The organism is Rhizobium aouanii (genome assembly GCF_037002925.1).
GTDB lineage: Bacteria > Pseudomonadota > Alphaproteobacteria > Rhizobiales > Rhizobiaceae > Rhizobium > Rhizobium aouanii.
In genome coordinates this window covers 259,827-277,136 of sequence record NZ_JBAMYD010000007.1, presented here as the reverse complement: position 1 = coordinate 277,136, position 17,310 = coordinate 259,827, and the positions used below count along the sequence as shown (strand labels likewise).

Annotated in this window: 12 protein-coding genes; 4 read left to right on the top strand and 8 right to left on the bottom strand. The window is 61.7% G+C overall.

All coding sequences use genetic code 11. From position 1 onward, the window contains the following. Positions 1-4 precede the first annotated feature (4 nt). The 4 genes from V8P77_RS14955 to V8P77_RS14940 are packed head-to-tail and all read left to right on the top strand — an operon-like array spanning position 5 to position 4,320. Positions 5-346 (top strand): sarcosine oxidase subunit delta, encoded by a 342-nt coding sequence (locus tag V8P77_RS14955; protein ID WP_335913148.1) that lies wholly within the window; start codon positions 5-7, stop codon positions 344-346. Then, positions 343-3,336: a sarcosine oxidase subunit alpha gene (locus tag V8P77_RS14950; RefSeq protein WP_335913147.1), complete on the top strand. Its 2,994-nt coding sequence runs from the start codon at positions 343-345 to the stop codon at positions 3,334-3,336. The genes V8P77_RS14955 and V8P77_RS14950 overlap by 4 nt, the downstream gene beginning before the upstream one ends. Continuing rightward, positions 3,329-3,877 (top strand): sarcosine oxidase subunit gamma, encoded by a 549-nt coding sequence (locus tag V8P77_RS14945; RefSeq protein ID WP_335913146.1) that lies wholly within the window; start codon positions 3,329-3,331, stop codon positions 3,875-3,877. The genes V8P77_RS14950 and V8P77_RS14945 overlap by 8 nt, the downstream gene beginning before the upstream one ends. A gap of 44 nt (positions 3,878-3,921) precedes the next feature. After that, positions 3,922-4,320, top strand: a complete 399-nt coding sequence (locus V8P77_RS14940) for a VOC family protein (protein ID WP_130793459.1) — start codon at positions 3,922-3,924, stop codon at positions 4,318-4,320. A 15-nt stretch (positions 4,321-4,335) separates the two neighbouring features. On the opposite strand, the gene V8P77_RS14935 is transcribed toward V8P77_RS14940, so the two are convergent. From V8P77_RS14935 to V8P77_RS14900, 8 genes are all read right to left on the bottom strand, one after another. Next, positions 4,336-4,824: a MaoC family dehydratase gene (locus V8P77_RS14935; protein WP_335913145.1), complete on the bottom strand. Its 489-nt coding sequence runs from the start codon at positions 4,822-4,824 to the stop codon at positions 4,336-4,338. A 90-nt stretch (positions 4,825-4,914) separates the two neighbouring features. Next, positions 4,915-6,894, bottom strand: a complete 1,980-nt coding sequence (gene glgX, locus V8P77_RS14930; RefSeq protein ID WP_335913144.1) for a glycogen debranching protein GlgX — start codon at positions 6,892-6,894, stop codon at positions 4,915-4,917. Positions 6,895-6,906: 12 nt separating this feature from the next. Continuing rightward, complete coding sequence (locus V8P77_RS14925) at positions 6,907-8,538, bottom strand: alpha-D-glucose phosphate-specific phosphoglucomutase (RefSeq protein ID WP_335913143.1); 1,632 nt, start codon at positions 8,536-8,538, stop codon at positions 6,907-6,909. Positions 8,539-8,544: 6 nt separating this feature from the next. Then, positions 8,545-9,987 (bottom strand): glycogen synthase GlgA, encoded by a 1,443-nt coding sequence (gene glgA / locus V8P77_RS14920; RefSeq protein WP_335913142.1) that lies wholly within the window; start codon positions 9,985-9,987, stop codon positions 8,545-8,547. 3 nt (positions 9,988-9,990) lie between these two features. Beyond that, positions 9,991-11,253, bottom strand: a complete 1,263-nt coding sequence (gene glgC, locus V8P77_RS14915; RefSeq protein WP_020051642.1) for a glucose-1-phosphate adenylyltransferase — start codon at positions 11,251-11,253, stop codon at positions 9,991-9,993. A 19-nt stretch (positions 11,254-11,272) separates the two neighbouring features. Continuing rightward, a complete protein-coding gene (glgB, locus tag V8P77_RS14910; RefSeq protein ID WP_335913141.1) occupies positions 11,273-13,480 on the bottom strand; it encodes a 1,4-alpha-glucan branching protein GlgB in 2,208 nt (735 codons plus the stop codon). Further along, complete coding sequence (locus V8P77_RS14905; RefSeq protein ID WP_335913140.1) at positions 13,477-15,939, bottom strand: glycogen/starch/alpha-glucan phosphorylase; 2,463 nt, start codon at positions 15,937-15,939, stop codon at positions 13,477-13,479. Before V8P77_RS14905 ends, glgB begins: the two co-directional genes overlap by 4 nt. Positions 15,940-16,214: 275 nt before the next feature. Beyond that, entirely contained in the window at positions 16,215-17,195 is a 981-nt protein-coding gene (locus tag V8P77_RS14900; RefSeq protein WP_335913139.1) for a pilus assembly protein TadG-related protein, read from the bottom strand. Positions 17,196-17,310: the final 115 nt, after the last annotated feature.

The following is a 17,310-nucleotide window of genomic DNA, read 5'->3' as shown; positions in this document are numbered from 1 at the left end:
ACACATGCTGCTGATCTATTGCCCCTACTGTCAGGAAGAGCGCTCCGAACTCGAATTTCGTGGCGCAGGTGACGCGCATATCGCGCGGCCCGCCGATATCGCCTCGATTTCGGATGAGGAATTCGAGTCCTATTTCTTTATCCGCGACAATCCGAAGGGGCTGATCTTCGAGCGCTGGCGGCATTTTCACGGCTGCGGGCGCTTCTTCAATGCGGTGCGCGATACGGTGACCGACAAGTTCATCGTGACCTACAAGGCGGGTGAGCCGAAGCCTGAGATCGCTGCGGCGGCCAAGCAGCATGGGCCTGTCGAGACATATGAAGCCGTGGAAGGAGAGGCGCAATGAGCGGCGTGAACCGTATCGCCGGCAAGGGCCGCCTGACACCGGCCAGGACCGCGCGCTTCAGCTTCGACGGCAAGAGCTATACGGCGCTCGAAGGTGATACCGTCGCCTCGGCGCTGATCGCCAACGGCATACATCTTCTGGGACGTTCGTTCAAATATCACCGGGCCCGCGGTATTCTGTCGGCCGGGGCCGAGGAGCCGAATGCGCTGATCGACGTTTCCCGCGATACGGCGCGCAAGCAGCCGAACGTGCGCGCCACCGTGCAGGAAGTGTTCGACGGCATGATCGTCAGCTCGCAGAACCGCTGGCCCTCGCTTGCCTTCGATGTCGGCGCGGTCAACAATCTGATGTCGCCGTTCTTCGCCGCCGGTTTCTACTACAAGACCTTCATGTGGCCGCGCGCCGCCTGGAAACACGTCTACGAACCGTTCATCCGTCGCGCCGCCGGCCTCGGCGTCGCCCCGACGGAGGAAGATCCGGACCATTATGCCAGCCGCTATGCCCATTGCGATGTGCTGGTGGTCGGCGCCGGTGTTGCCGGGCTTTCGGCGGCGCTGGCTGCGGCCGAGACCGGCGCGCGGGTGATCCTTTGCGACGAGCAGGCGGAAGCGGGCGGCGCATTGCGCTACGATGTCGGGGTCAGGATCGACGGACAGGACGGCAATAGCTGGGCACAGAAGACCGTGGCGCGGCTGAAGGCCATGGACAATGTCGAAGTGCTGATCCGCACGACCGCCTTCGGCTACTACAACCACAATTTCGTCGGTCTTGCCGAGCGCGTCACCGATCATATCGCCAAGCCTACCCGCGATCTGCCGCGCGAGCGGCTTTGGCAGGTCCGGGCGAAGCGCGTGATCCTCGCCACCGGCGCGATCGAGCGGCACATGGTATTTCCGAACAACGACCGGCCAGGCATCATGCTCGCCTCGGCGGGGCGGATGTATCTCAATCATTACGGCGTTGCGGTTGGCACCAAGGTCGGCATCTACACGGCGCATGATTCGGCCTATGAGGCGGCCTTCGATCTGAAACGATCCGGCGTTTCGATCGCTGCCATCGTCGATAACAGGCAGGCGCCGGGAGCGGCGGTGCTGGAAGAGGCGCGTGCGCTCGGCATCGATGTTCTGGCCGGCCAATCGGTCGTCAATACGTCGGGGCGGCTGCGCATCTCATCGATGACGGTAGCGCGCAACGGCGGCGGTTCGCCGCGCAAAATTGCAGTCGATGCGCTCTTGGTTTCGGCCGGCTGGACGCCGTCCGTGCATTTGTTCTCGCAGTCGCGCGGCAAAGTGGCCTTCGACGCAGAAAGCCAGCGTTTCCTGCCCGGCTCCTATGCGCAGGATTGCCTCTCGGTCGGCGCCTGCAACGGCACCGACGACCTGCAGCGGACGATCGAGGAGTCGCTTGCCGCCGGCGAGCTGATGGCGCAGGCCACCGGCAGAAGCAGCGGCGAGAAGATCGCAATTTCAGCCGAGCAGGCCTATGACTGGACGGGCGGCATGATCGGTGCTGCCGAAGGCGCCGGGCCGAAGACCAATGCCAAGGCCTTCATCGACTTCCAGCACGACGTCTGCGCCAAGGATATCCGCCTTGCCGTGCGCGAGGGCATGCATTCGATCGAGCATATCAAGCGCTTCACGACCAACGGTATGGCCTCGGACCAAGGCAAGCTCTCCAATATGCATGGCCTGGCGATTGCCGCCGAAATGCTCGGCAAGGAAATCCCGCAGGTCGGGCTCACCACTTTCCGTGCGCCCTATACGCCGGTCACCTATGGTACGCTGGTCGGCCATTCGCGCGGAGAGCTGTTCGATCCGACACGCAAGACGCCGCTGCACGCCTGGGAAGAAGCTCATGGCGCGGTCTTCGAGGATGTCGGCAACTGGAAGCGCGCCTGGTTCTATCCGCAGGCCGGCGAGACCATGCATCAGGCGGTCGCTCGCGAATGCCGGACGGCACGCGAGATGGCCGGCATCTTCGATGCCTCGACGCTCGGCAAGATCGAGGTGGTGGGGCCGGATGCGGCGGAATTCCTCAACCTCATCTACACCAATGCCTGGGATACGCTGAAGCCCGGCAAGGCCCGCTACGGCATCATGACCCGCGAGGACGGCTTCGTTTATGACGACGGCGTTGTTGGACGCTTGGCGGACGACCGTTTCCATGTGACGACGACGACCGGCGGCGCGCCGCGCGTTCTCCATCACATGGAAGATTACCTGCAGACGGAATTCCCACATCTGAAGGTTTGGCTGACCTCGGTGACCGAACAATGGGCTGTCATCGCCGTGCAGGGACCGAAGGCGCGCGAGATAGTCGCGCCGCTGGTCGAAGGCCTCGATCTTTCGAACGAAGCCTTCCCGCATATGAGCGTTGCCGAGTGCACGGTCTGCGGGGTGCCGGCGCGGCTCTTCCGCGTCTCCTTCACCGGCGAAACCGGCTTCGAAATCAATGTGCCGGCCGATTACGGCCAGTCGGTGCTCGAAGCGGTCTGGGCCAATGCCGAGCCGCTCGGCGCCTGCGTCTATGGAACGGAGACGATGCACGTTCTTCGCGCCGAGAAGGGTTACATCATCGTCGGGCAGGATACCGACGGGACGGTGACCCCCGATGACGCCGGGCTTTCCTGGGCGGTTTCGAAGAAAAAGACGGATTTCGTCGGCATTCGTGGATTGAAGCGGCCGGATCTCGTCAAGGACGGGCGCAAGCAGCTCGTTGGCCTCGTCACCAAGGACCCGAAGCTGGTGCTCGAGGAAGGCGCGCAGATCGTCGCGAGCCCGAACGAGCCGAAGCCGATGACCATGCTCGGCCATGTCACATCTGCCTATTTGTCGGAAAATTGCGGCAGGTCGATCGCCTTCGCGCTGGTCGCCGGTGGTCGGGCGCGGATGGGCGAGACGCTCTATGTGCCGATGCCGGACCGGACGATCACCGTCGAAGTGACGGATCTGGTATTCTTTGACAAGGAAGGAGGCCGCATCCATGGCTGATGTCGCAATTCGCAAACCGGCGCTTGCCGGACGTCTCGGCGGCTCCGCAGCGGTGCGGCTGACGACGGCTCCCACCGCCAGCCGGGTGGCGCTACGCGCGCCAGCGGAATCGCTCGCGGCACTTTCCTCTGCTCTCGGCTTGTCTGTGCCGACCACTCCGAAAACGTCCAGCAGGGCAGGTGCGCGATCGGCGCTCTGGCTCGGGCCGGACGAGTGGCTGGTGGTCGATGAGGCCGGCGCCGACCTGGTAGCGCTCTCTTCCGGTGCCGGCGCGCTGCATTCGGCGACCGATGTTTCCCACCGCAATGTCGCGATCATCGTCTCGGGACCAGGTGCGGAGGCAACGCTTTCAGCGGGCTGCCCGCAGGATCTGTCACTGTCTTCCTTTCCGGTCGGCGCCGCATCGCGCACGATTTTCGGCAAGGCGGAAATCGTGCTTTTCCGCACGGAAGAAGACACGTTCCGGGTGGAGTGCTGGCGGTCGTTTTCGGATTATGTCTTCGGGCTGCTGAACGAGGCGGCCGAAGATGCGGGGCATTGAGCCTCAGCGAATCGCGGGCGTGCGCTCATTCAAGGAGTAAGCGAATGCTGCACCATGCCTCCCTCGGCGTTTCCGACATCGAGCGATCGGCGGCGTTTTACGATGCCGCCCTTGCCGCGCTCGGTTATATCAGGGTCTGGGACGATATCAGGCCGGGACAAACGGGACAGGCCGTCGGCTATGGCCTTCCCGGCGGCGGAGACAAGCTGGCGATCAAACATCGCCCGGACGGCCAGCGTGCGCCCGGTCCCGGCTTTCATCTCGCTTTTGCTGCTCCGAATCGGCAGGCGGTCGATCGGTTTCATGCGGCGGCAATCGCGCATGGCGGCGGTGACAATGGTCGTCCCGGGCTGCGGTCCCATTACGGTGAGCACTATTATGCGGCGTTCGTCATGGATCCCGACGGACACGCTCTCGAAGCCGTGTTCAATTCGGCCGAATAACAAAAGCAGTCTTGCTCAGATGTCCTCGGGGCGGTCCTTCGGGTCGAATTGGATGATGGTGATCCATTTTGCCGTCAGCGCCGGCTTCTTCTCGTTCTCGATCTCGATCGTGACGTCATAGGTGGTCATCAGCATGCCGGCGCCGCGGAAGCGGGCTTCGGAAAGCAGGAAGCGGCCGCGGACACGGGAGCCGCTTTTCACCGGCGTCATGAAGCGGACGCGATCGAAGCCGTAATTGATGCCCAGGGTCTGCTCGCGCACCTTCGGCAGGCAGTTGTAGTTCATCGTCGACAGCAGAGACAGGGTCAGGAAGCCGTGGGCGATGGTGCCGCCGAAGGGGCTCTCGGCCGCCGCCCGCTCAGGGTCTGTATGAATGAACTGATGGTCGTCGGTCGCCGACGCGAAAGCGTCGATCATTGTCTGGTCGACAGTGACCCAATCCGAAAGGCCCGTTTCCATGCCGATCAATCCCCGCACGTCGGAGAGTGAAATTTCCGTGACCATGAATTCCTCGTGAAATAAGCCGCCGCGGCAAAGCCTTATCGTGCATTTGTGACGATTGCGACAAGGATCTGCGCAAGCGAGGGGCGGCGGTCAATTTTCTACGAAAAAGGCAATTGAGCGCGGCTCGACGATTGCGCGGCCAACGGTTTTCTTCACTCCATCCGGGGTCAACTGGCGCCAGTCCGGTTCGCCCTCAGAAGGCAGCGTGAAAAATTGGCGGCTCCCCGAGCGATTGAAAAGCACACCGAGCCGGGTCTGCCTGCCGCGAGAGGAGCGGTCACCGGTCGATAACAGCATGCCGAGGGTGGAGAGCGACGGCGTCTCCCATTCGGCAATGGTCATCGGCTCGCCGGAGAGCGAAATCCATTCGACATCGCCGTTTCCTGACAGGAAGCCCGGCTCGGAGAAGACGGTGAAGCGGCGGCGCAGCCCGGCAACGAAGGCGGTGTGGGCAATGAGATCCTCGTCCAACGCCTTCCAGTCCAGCCAGGTGATCTCGTTGTCCTGGCAATAGGCGTTGTTGTTGCCGTGCTGGCTGCGGCCGCCCTCGTCGCCCGCCGTCAGCATGATGCTGCCGCGGGTGGCAAAGAGCGTTGAGATCAGCGCCATCACATCGTCCCGGCGGCGCTTGCGGATTGTCGGATAGACGGTTTCGCCTTCGACACCATTGTTCCAGGAATGGTTCTCGTTATGGCCGTCGCGATTGTGTTCGCCGTTGGCGTCGTTGTGCTTTCCTTCGTAGGAGACGAGATCGATCAGCGTGAAGCCGTCATGGGCGGCGAGGAAATTGACGCTGCGCGTTTTCTTGCCGTCGTTGCGCGAGAAGATGTCGGAGGAGCCGGCGAGTGCGGTTGCCAGCGCGCCGGTCTTCCAATCGTCGCCGCGCCAGTAGCAGCGCAGGTCGTCGCGAACCCGGTCGTTCCATTCAAGGAAGGGCGGCGGGAAATTGCCGAGCTGGTAACCGCCGGGACCGATATCCCAGGGTTCGGCGATCATGATCCGGTCGGCAAGCACATCGTCGGAGAGGATCGCGGCCAGTGTTCCCCTGTCGCGTTCAAAACCCGTCGCGGTGCGGCCAAGCACCGGGGCGAGATCGAAGCGAAAACCGTCGACGCCGGCGTTGAGCACGAAATGGCGCAGGCTGTCGATCACGAGGCGGCGAACTTCGGGATGATCGCAGGCGAGCGTGTTGCCGGTGCCGGTGTCGTTGACGAGTTCGCCCGGGCAATTCTGGGCGTGGCGATAATAATGCAGGTTGTCGAGGCCGCGCAGCGACAGCGTCGCGCCGTAACGGTCGCTCTCGCCGGTATGGTTGAAGACGAGGTCGAGGATGACGGCGATGCCTTCGGCATGGAGGGCCGCGACCGTTTCTCTCAACTCGGTCACGCCGCCGGGGACGAGCCGCGGATCGAGCGCCATGAAGGCGACGGGATTGTAGCCCCAGCCGTTGGTGAGGCCGAGCGGCGGCAGATGGCGTTCGTCGATCCAGGCGGTGATCGGCATCAGTTCGACGGCGTCGACACCGATCCGTTTCAAATGCGCGACGACGGAGGGATGGGCAAGCGCTGCGACCGTGCCGCGCTCAGCCTCCGGCACATCTGGATGGAGAATGGTGAAGGGCCGCACCGCCACCTCATAGATAAAGCCGCCCGGCTTGAACAGCGGCTTGCGGATCGCGGCTCGGGTATCGGTGGTGACGATCGCCTTCGGCATCAGATCCTGGCTGTCCTCGCCATAGATGCCGAGGCGGGGATCGTAGCGGAACGGCCTGTCGATCTCTTTGGCGTAGGGATCGATCAGCAGTTTGGAGGGATCGTACCAGAGGCCGTTGTCGGGCGCATAGATACCGTCGGCGCGATAGCCGTAGCGCGCGCCCTCCTTCAGTCCGTCGACAAAGAGACGATGGATGTAGTTGCTGTCGCGCGCCATCGGCAGGCGCGCGAATTCCCTGTTGCTGTCATCCTCGAAGAGGCAGAGTTCAATCTGTGCGGCATGATGCGACCACACGGCAAATTCGACGCCGGTCTCGAAGACGATCGCGCCGGCTTGCGCCGAACTGCTTCCCCGCATGTTTCCCCCGGATCAGGTGATCACGGTTGGCGCATCGCGTCCCGTGCGTTCACGAATGTTGGCTATGCTTTCGGCGGCGGCGATCAGATCGGCGAGCGCCTCCTGCGTTTCGATGTTGTGGCGAGTCGAATCCGGCTCGTAGCGCTCGATATAAACACGCAAGGTTGCGCCAGACGTGCCGGTGCCGGACAGGCGAAAGACGACGCGCGAACCGCCCTCGAAGAGCACACGGACACCTTGATGCTCGCTCACCGATTTGTCGATCGGATCGTGGTAGGCGAAGTCGTCGGCCTTCTCCACCTTCAGGCTACCGAAGCTCTTGCCAGGCAGAGTGGGAAGCTGGCTGCGGAGATTATCCACCAGGCCGTTCGCCGCATCGGTGTCGAGGCCTTCGTAATCATGGCGCGAATAATAATTGCGGCCGTAGGTCTGCCAGTGCTGGGTGACGATGTCGGCGACGCTCTCGCCGCGCACGGCAAGAATGTTCAGCCATAGCAGCACGGCCCAGAGGCCGTCCTTTTCGCGGACGTGACTGGAGCCCGTGCCGGAGCTTTCCTCACCGCAGATCGTCGCCATGCCGGCGTCGAGCAGGTTGCCGAAGAACTTCCAGCCGGTCGGCGTTTCATACATGCCGATGCCGCGCTTTTCGGCGACGCGGTCGGCAGCACCCGATGTCGGCATCGAACGGGCGATGCCGGCAAGGCCGCCGGAATAGCCGGGGGCGAGATTGGCGTTGGCGGCGAGGATCGCCAGGCTGTCGGAAGGCGTGACGAAGATGCCGCGGCCGATAATGAGGTTGCGGTCGCCGTCGCCGTCGGAAGCGGCGCCGAAATCGGGCGCGTCATCGCCCATCATCTCATCGAAGAGTTCTTTGCAGTGCACCGGGTTCGGGTCCGGGTGATGGCCGCCGAAATCCGGCAGCGGCATGAAATTGCGCACCGAACCCGAGGGAGCGCCGAGACGATTTTCGAAGATTTCCTTGGCATAGGGGCCGGTGACGGCGCTCATCCCATCGAAGGCAATGCGGAAGCCGAGGCTGATCAGATTGCGGATGGCGCCGAAATCGAACAGCTCTTCCATCAGCGCGGCATAGTCCTCGACCGGGTCGATGACCGAGAGGATCGTGCCGCCGGGAAGCTCGTCCTTGCCGATGCGGTCGAGATTGACGTCGGCGAAATCGGCGATCTTGTAGCTGTCGATCGTCTTGGAGCGCGCATAGATCGCGTCGGTGATCTTTTCCGGCGCCGGGCCGCCATTGTTGATGTTGTATTTGATGCCGAAGTCTTCGGTCGGGCCGCCGGGATTGTGGCTGGCGGAGAGGATGATGCCGCCGAAAGCCTTGTACTTGCGGATGATGTGGGAAGCGGCCGGCGTCGACAGAATACCGCCCTTGCCGACCATGACCTTGCCGAAGCCATTGGCCACGGCCATCTTGACCGCCTTCTGGATGACCTCGCGATTGTAGTAGCGTCCGTCGCCGCCGATGACGAGGCACTTGCCCTGGTAGCCTTCCAGCGAATCGAAGATCGACTGGATGAAGTTCTCCGCATAGTTAGGCTGCTGGAAGACCGGAACCTTCTTGCGCAGGCCCGACGTGCCGGGTTTCTGGTCCAGATAGGGCGTGGTGGGGACGGACTTGATCATTTTAGGTCACATGCCTTTCGAGACGAGGCTTGAATAGAGGGCAGCGTAGCGTTCGGCGCTCTTCTCCCAGGAGACATCCGATTTCATGCCCTGCTTTTGCAATTGGGTCCAGAGTTTTCGGTCCTGGTAAAAATGCATCGCACGGCGGATTGCCTGTAGCATGCCCGTTTCCGTCACGGGGGCAAATTGTATGCCGGTTGCGACTTTCGCTGCAAGTGCGGCGTGATTGGCGTCGATCACCGTGTCATTCAACCCGCCGGTGCGGGCGACGATCGGAACGCAGCCGTAACGCAGGCCGTAAAGCTGGGTGAGGCCGCAGGGCTCAAAACGCGAGGGGATGATGATCGCGTCGCAGCCGGCCTGCATCAGGTGTGACATCGGCTCGTTATAGCCGATCGAGACGCCGATGCGGCCGGGATGGCGGCTGGCGGAGGCGAGCAGCGCGCCTTCAATGGCAGCTTCGCCGGAGCCGAGCACGACGAGCTTGCCGCCCATGGCGACGATCTCGTCGGCAACGTTGGCGACGATATCCATGCCCTTCTGCCAAGTGAGACGGCTGATGACGCAGAAGATCGGGGCGTCGTCATTGTCGAGATGGAAGAATTCGGCGATCGAGCGGCGGTTCTCCTCACGGTTCTTCAGCGTCGTCGGGCCGTAATGGGTGTGGACGACAGGATCGGTCGCCGGATTCCAGATATCGGTGTCGATGCCGTTGACGATGCCGTGCAGATCGTCGATGCGGCTGGCGATGACGCCCTCGAGCCCCATGCCGAATTCCGAAGTCAGGATCTCATCGGCATAAGTCGGGCTGACCGTGGTGATCGCATGGGCAGTCTTCAGGCCGCCCTTGAGGAAGCCGACAGTGCCGTAATATTCGACGCTTTCGGTGGCGAAGGCATGGGCAGGCAGGCGCAGGCCGGGAAAGATCTCGGAACCGAACTGGCCCTGGAAGGCAATGTTGTGGATGGTCAGCAAGCTCGGCAGTTCCGGCGTCGGGTAATAGCGCATATAGACCGACGTCAGCGCCGCCTGCCAGTCGTGGGTGTGGACGAGATCCGGCCGCCAACCGGGCAGCAGGCCGGCGGCGATCTCGGAAGCGGCAAGCGACAGGGCGGCGAAACGGCGCCAGTTGTCGGGATAGTCCTTGCCGAGCGGATCGAGATAGGGCCCGCCCGGCCTGTCGTAATAGGCCGGCGCATCGAGGATGAGCAGATCGAGTCCCTCGTGCTCAACCTCGAGCACGGTCGCCCGCTCACCGAGCAGGTCGGGGAATTCGAGCCTGACGACGGCGTCGCGAATGACCTTCATGACGGCGGGATAGCCGGGCAGAAGGGTCTTGGTCTCGACCCCGAAGGCTTTCAGAGTAATCGGCAGGGCGCCGGACACATCGGCCAGACCCCCTGTCTTGATCAAAGGGAAGACTTCGGACGAAACCGAAAGAACTTTCATAAGTCAGATATCCAGCTTGTCGATCATCGGTTGCGTGATCAGGCAGATGCCGCTTTCCGTCCGCCGGAAGCGCTTGGCATCGAGCTCGGGATCCTCACCGACGACCAGGCCTTCCGGAATGACAACACCATGGTCGATCACCACATTCTTGAGCTGCGCGCGGCGTCCGATCTTCACGTTCGGCAGAATGACCGCCCCTTCCATCTTGGAGAAGGAATTGGCCCTGACACCGGTGAAGAGCAGGCTGTTGTTGAGCATGGCGCCAGAGATGATGCAGTCGCCTGACACGACGGAGGAGGTGGCCGAGCCGCGGCGATCCTCGTCGTCATGGACGAATTTCGCCGGCGGAGTGATCTCGGCATAGGTCCAGATCGGCCAGGACTTGTCGTAGATGTCGAGCTCCGGAACGATCGCCGTCAGGTCGATATTGGCCTGCCAATAGGCGTCGATCGTGCCGACGTCGCGCCAGTAGGGCTCGTGCTCGAAATCGGAACGGACGCAGGACTTGGCGAAGCGGTGGGCGACAGCCTTACCGTTCTTGACGATATAGGGGATGATGTCCTTGCCGAAGTCGCGGCTTGATGTCGGATCGGCGGCGTCGCGACGCAGCGCATCGAGCAGGAACTTGGTGTGGAAAACGTAGATGCCCATCGAGGCGAGGGCGAAATCCGGCTTGTCGGGAATGGGTGGCGGATCGGCCGGTTTCTCGACGAAGGCGATGATCTCGTCCTTCTCGTTGACATGCATGACGCCGAAGCCGACCGCTTCCATGCGCGGCACTTCCAGGCAGCCGATGGTGACGTCGGCGCCGGAATCGACGTGCTGCTGCAGCATCCATTCATAGTCCATCTTGTAGACGTGGTCGCCCGCAAGAATGACCATGTATTCGACGCCGTAATCCTGGATGATGTCGATATTCTGATAGACGGCGTCGGCCGTGCCTTCATACCATTGCGTCTCGGAGACGCGCTGGCTGGCCGGCAGGATATCGAAGCTCTCGTTGCGCTCGGGGCGGAAGAAGTTCCAGCCGCGCTGCATGTGACGGATCAGCGAATGCGCCTTGTATTGCGTCGCAACGCCAATGCGGCGGATGCCGGAATTCAGGGCGTTCGACAGGGCGAAATCGATGATGCGGGCTTTGCCGCCAAAATAGACGGCCGGCTTGGCACGCCGGTCGGTGAGTTCCTTGAGACGGCTCCCCCTACCGCCCGCCAGAACATAAGCCATTGCATCGCGGGCAAGTGGCTGAACGCGCTTTTCTACCATTTTCTCCTCCCACCAGTCACTAATTTTCAGGTTCAAGCATGATTGTCGCCAAGGGCGGCAAGGTGATCGAGCAGGTGATGTTGCCGCCGGCATCGACGGCCTGCACGCGCCCGCCATTGCCCTTGCCGCTGCCGCCGTAGATGTCGGCATCGGTGTTCAGGATTTCCCGCCAGCGGCCTGCGGACGGCAGGCGGATCGAGTAATTCTCGCGATAGACAGGGGTGAAATTGGTGATGACGGCGACCGGCTTCTGGCCCGGCGCCTTGCGCAGCCAGGCAAAGACGGAATTCTGGTGGTCGTCGGCGACCAGCCATTCGAAACCTTCGCCCTCGCAGTCACGCTCATGCAGCGCCGGCTTGCTGCGATAGGTGAAATTGAGGTCGCGCACCAGGCGCCGCATGCCCTCGTGCATCCGATACTGAAGCAGGTTCCAGTCCAGTGCCTTCTCTTCGCTCCACTCGCTCCACTGGGCGAATTCCTGGCCCATGAACAGCAGCTTCTTGCCGGGATAGCCCCACATATAGGCGTAGTAGGCACGCAGATTGGCAAATTTCTGCCAGTCGTCGCCCGGCATCTTGGCGATCAGTGAGCCTTTCCCGTGCACAACCTCGTCATGCGAGAGCGGCAGGACGAAATTTTCCGAATAGGCGTAGAGCAGGCCGAAGGTGAGTTCGTTGTGATGGTGCCCGCGATAGATGGGGTCGCGGCTCATGTAGCTCAGCGTGTCGTGCATGAAGCCCATGTTCCACTTGAAGCCGAAGCCGAGGCCGCCTTCATGAACGGGTTGCGAGACCTTCGGCCAGGAGGTCGATTCCTCGGCGATGGTCATGACGTTGGAATTTTTGCCGTAGATGCGGATGTTGAGATCCTGCAGAAAACGGACCGCTTCGAGGTTCTCGTTGCCGCCATATTCGTTCGGGATCCATTCGCCGTGCTTGCGCGAATAATCGAGGTAGAGCATCGAGGCGACGGCATCGACACGCAGGCCGTCGAGGTGGAACTTTTCGGCCCAATAGAGCGCGTTGTTGACGAGATAGGAAACGACCTCGGTGCGGCCGAAATTGTAGATCGCAGTGCTCCAGTCCGGGTGGAAGCCCTTGCGCGGATCTTCGTGCTCGTAGAGTGCCGTGCCGTCGAACCAGCCGAGGCCGTGTTCGTCGGTTGGGAAATGCGCCGGCACCCAGTCAAGGATGACGCCGATGCCGACCTTGTGGCAGCCGTTGACGAAACGGGCAAAACCCTCCGGCTCGCCGAAACGCGCGGTCGGCGCGTAGAGGCCGGTCGTCTGGTAACCCCAGGAGGGATCGTAGGGGTGCTCGGTGATCGGCAGGAATTCGATATGGGTGAAGCCCATGTCGGCGCAATAGGGGATGAGGCTGGAGGCGAGCTCGTCCCAGGACAGCATCGTGCCGTCCTGGCGGCGTTGCCAGGAGGCGGCATGCACCTCGTAGATCGAGATCGGCTGGCGGCGCTTGTCGGTCTCGCGCCAGTGCTTCAGATGGGCCTCGTCTTCCCACTCCTGCTCCAGCTCGGCGGCGGTGATCGAGGCAGTCTTCGGCCGCAGCTCGCTGCGCCGTGCAAAGGGATCGGCCTTCAGCGGCAGCAATACGCCGTCCTGGCCGCGGATCTCGAACTTGTAGGCAACGCCGATCGGTACATCAGGGGCAAAGATTTCCCAGATGCCGCTGTCGGCACGGAAGCGCATCACGTGGCGGCGGCCGTCCCAATTGTTGAAATCACCCACGACCGAGACGCGCTGCGCGTTCGGCGCCCAGACGGCGAAATGGATGCCCTGGGCGCCGTCATGCTTGATGAGGTGGGCGCCCATCTTGTCGAACAGGCGCAGGTGCGAGCCCTCGCGGGCGAAATAATCGTCCATCGGTCCGAGCACCGGCCCGAAGCTGTAGGGATCGGTAACAGCCCATTCGGCATCGCCGCGCCGGGCGCGGTAACGCACCGGCAGGAGTTTGGTGACGGAAACCGGGCCGGCGAAGAAGCCGTCGGCATGGAGCTGCTTCAGTTCGCCGATGACGCCGCCGTCGAGCGTCATGGCGGTCACCTCCTCCGCGCCCGGGATGAAGCACCGGGCGACGAAGGCGTCACCGGCCTGGTGCACACCTAGGACGGCAAAGGGATTGGAATGCGAGCCGGCAAGGATTGCCGTGATTTCATCTGCCGAAATTTCCCAGGAAAGCTTTACTTCAGGGACGGTTTTCGGCGTTTTCATCCGGCTCTCCAGATTTCGTCTGCGTATTGCCTGATCGTCCGGTCGGAAGAGAACCAGCCCATCCGTGCCGTATTGTTGATCGTCTTGGTGTACCAGGCGGACTGGTTGGTCCAGATCTGGTCGACCTCGCGCTGGGCCTGGGCATAGGCGTCGAAATCGGCCGCGACCATGAACCAGTCGTGCGAATAGATGCCGTCGATCAGCGACGTATAGCGGTTGCGGTCATCGGGCGAGAAGACGCCGGAGCCGATGGCGGCAAGCGCCTGGGCGAGTTCGCGCGATCCCTCGATGATGGCGCGCGGATTGTGGCCATCGCTGCGGACTTTCGACACCTCGTCGGCCTTGAGACCGAAGATGACGATGTTGTCCTCGCCGACATTGTCGCGCATCTCGACATTGGCGCCATCGAGCGTGCCGATCGTCAGCGCGCCGTTCAGGCCGAACTTCATGTTACCGGTGCCGGATGCTTCCATGCCGGCGGTCGAAATCTGCTCGGAGAGGTCGGCGGCCGGAACCATGACTTCGGCGAGCGAGACATTGTAGTTCGGGACGAAGACGATCTTCAGCAGGCCGCGCACCGACGGGTCGTTGTTGATCGTGCGGGAGACGTCGTTGATCAGCTTGATGATGAGCTTGGCGTTGTAATAACTCGGCGCCGCCTTGCCGGCGAAGAGTTTCACGCGCGGCACCCAGTCGAGCTCCGGATGCGAGCGGATCTGGTCGTAGAGCGCGACGGCCTCGATGATGTTAAGCAGCTGGCGCTTGTATTCGTGGATGCGCTTGATCTGGATGTCGAACATCGCCGATGGATCGAGCTTTACGCCCATGCGGCTGGCGACGAGGTTGGAGAGTGCCACCTTGTTGGCGCGCTTTATCGCTGCGAATTTCTGCTGGAAAGCCGGATCGGAGGAATGCACGTCGAGCGCACGCAGCTTCTCGGCATCATCGAGGAATTCGTCGCCGATCGCCTCGCGGATCAGGCCGGTGAGGCCGGGATTGCACTGCTGCAGCCAGCGGCGCGGCGTGATGCCGTTGGTCTTGTTGTTGATGCGGTCGGGATAGAGCTTGTGCAGGTCGGCGAAGACCGTGACCTTCATCAGGTCGGTGTGCAGGGCCGAGACGCCGTTGATCGAATGCGAGCCGACGAAAGCGAGGTTGCCCATGCGCACGCGGCGGTCGCCGCTTTCATCGATCAGCGAGATCGAGCGGATTTCCCCATCGGAGAAGTTCTTGCCCTTGCGGGCGTCGATCAGGATCTTGGCATTGATCGCATAGATGATCTGCATGTGGCGCGGCAGCAGGCGCTCGAACAGCGGCACCGCCCAGCTTTCCAGCGCTTCGGGCAGAAGCGTGTGGTTGGTGTAGGAGAAGGTGTGGCGGGTGATGTCCCAGGCCTGGTCGAAATCCATCCCGTGTACGTCACAGAGCAGACGCACGAGTTCGGCGACCGAGACGGCGGGGTGAGTGTCGTTCAGCTGGATCGCCACCTTGTCCGGCAGCGAAGTGAAATCGTCATATTGCTGCAGATGCCGGCGCAGGATGTCCTGCAGCGAGGCCGACGAGAAGAAGAATTCCTGGCGCAGGCGCAGTTCCTGGCCGGCCGGGGTGGCGTCGGCAGGATAGAGAACCCGGGTCAGGCTTTCGGCCTTGTTGCTTTCGCGTAGCGCCCCGATGTGGTCGCCGGCGTTGAAGGCATCGAGCAGGATCGGATCGATCGGCTGCGCCGACCAGAGGCGCAGCGTGTTGACGCGCTTGCCGCGCCAGCCGACGGCCGGCGTGTCGAAGGCGGCGGCGATGACGCGCTCGGCCGGTTTCCAGACGTAGCGCGGCTGGTCGTCATGGGTTGTAATGAATTCGACGGCGCCGCCGAAGCCGATTTCATAGGAGCTTTCGCGGCGCTCGAATTCCCAGGGATTCCCATGGGCGAGCCAGTTTTCCGGCAGTTCCACCTGCCAGCCGTCAGCCAGTTGCTGGCGGAAGAGGCCGTGGACATAGCGGATGCCGTAACCATAGGCCGGAACCTCGACCGTCGCCATGCTTTCCATGAAACAGGCAGCCAGACGGCCGAGGCCGCCGTTGCCGAGTGCGGCGTCCGGCTCCAGGCCGGCAATGACGTTGACGTCGACGCCGAGCGAGGCGAGCGCATCGCGCACCTCCTCCATCAGGCCGAGGTTCGAGATGGCGTCGCGCATCAGGCGGCCGATCAGGAATTCGAGAGAAAGATAGTAGACGCGCTTGGCGCCGGTCGCATAGACCTCGCGGGTGGAAGCCATCCACTTGTCGATGATGCGGTCGCGCACCACCAGGATGGTTGCGGTCAGCCAGTCATGCGGCTTTGCCACCTTGGCATCCTTGCCGATGCGGTAGGTCAGACGTTCGATGATTTCTTCAGCGAGAATTTCCGGCCTTGAACTGCGAGGGGCGGGGGAGGGGATGATCGGCTTGGAAACAGTGTTCATCGTCAGGTCTCGCCAATTTTAATTTGGTTTCAGGATGTTATGCCTGATTCAATCAATTTGTCGCTTGCGCCGGCGACAGTTTATGCATCGTTAGTAAGCACTTGCAACAAAGGATTTGGACAAACGAAAAATTTGCGAAACCTTCATATTCACGCGGGCCGAGGGGGTTGATTTCTATCGCTTTTCCCGATCTGATGGGTGGGCTAGCGATAACGAAAAGCCGCTCCGGTTTGTTCCGGAGCGGCTTTTTTATCGTGATGTTTCTCACGAACCGATTATTGGGTCAGGCGGACGAAATCACCTTCGGAACCACCGCAAACAGCGCTGACGGTATAGAAGAAGTCCTGGCGCTCCCAGCCGCCACCGTCTTCCCACGCATGGCTTTGGGTCTTGCTGCAGCCGAAATAGGATTCGAGCGGATAGGTCGCGCCCTTCTTCAGCTGCTTTCCGTCGACGAAGAGATAATCTATCTGGTCCGGATTGTCGGTGCGAAGCGTCGAGGTATAGACCGACTTCTGCTGCCATAACGTTTTGTTTTTCTTTTCATCGACGGCCGTGCATGTCACGGTCTTCTTGGAGTTGTTGGAGACGGAACCGGTATAGCCGGTCCCACAGTAGTCGTCTTTGATCTCCATTTTCAGGACGAGCTTTGTGTAATTGCCGAGGTCGATTTCACCGCTTGAGGGAGTAACCGTCATGGTCCCCTGACCTGAATCGTTCAGCGTGGTCGGTTGGTAAATGATGGTTCCGAGCACCTGTTCGGCTGTGCTATTCGGCCGCACGACCATGAGTGATATCTTCTTGTACCAGTAACCTTGCGCCTGTGTCGGCTTGAAGATCACCTTTGTCGGCTTTTCCGGCGAAATGGCCGCCGAAGTGACGCCGACGTCGACGGTATTGATGTTGGCGATCTTCATAAAGGCGGTATCAACCTGATCGTTCAGGGTGACCTTCAAAATGCGCCCGTCGGGCGTGGCGTCGAAGGCGATGTTGCCGCCGTAGGCACTGACATATTTCTGTGCGGCCGCCTTCGCGTCGGCGAGATTGGTGCCGTCGAAAACCTTGGCGCCGGCCAGTGCCGCGCCGTCGGCGATCTGCTGGAGATTGGTTTTTTCAACCCTGGCTACGGAAAAGTCGACCGCAAGGCCGGCTGCGAGCATCAGTGGAACGGCTATTATCGCCGTCATTATACCAAAATTACCGCCACGGTCGCCAAGCATGCGACGCAGGCAGGGATGCAAAAAGGAGGTGCTCATCATGTTCACCCGTATAAGAGGCGCTGTGAGGCGATATACGCACGCTTCTCCTTTCCGCCGTCCTTACGGCGTCAATACAATCTTAACGAATCGTCGGATTTTTCCAGTTTTGGGA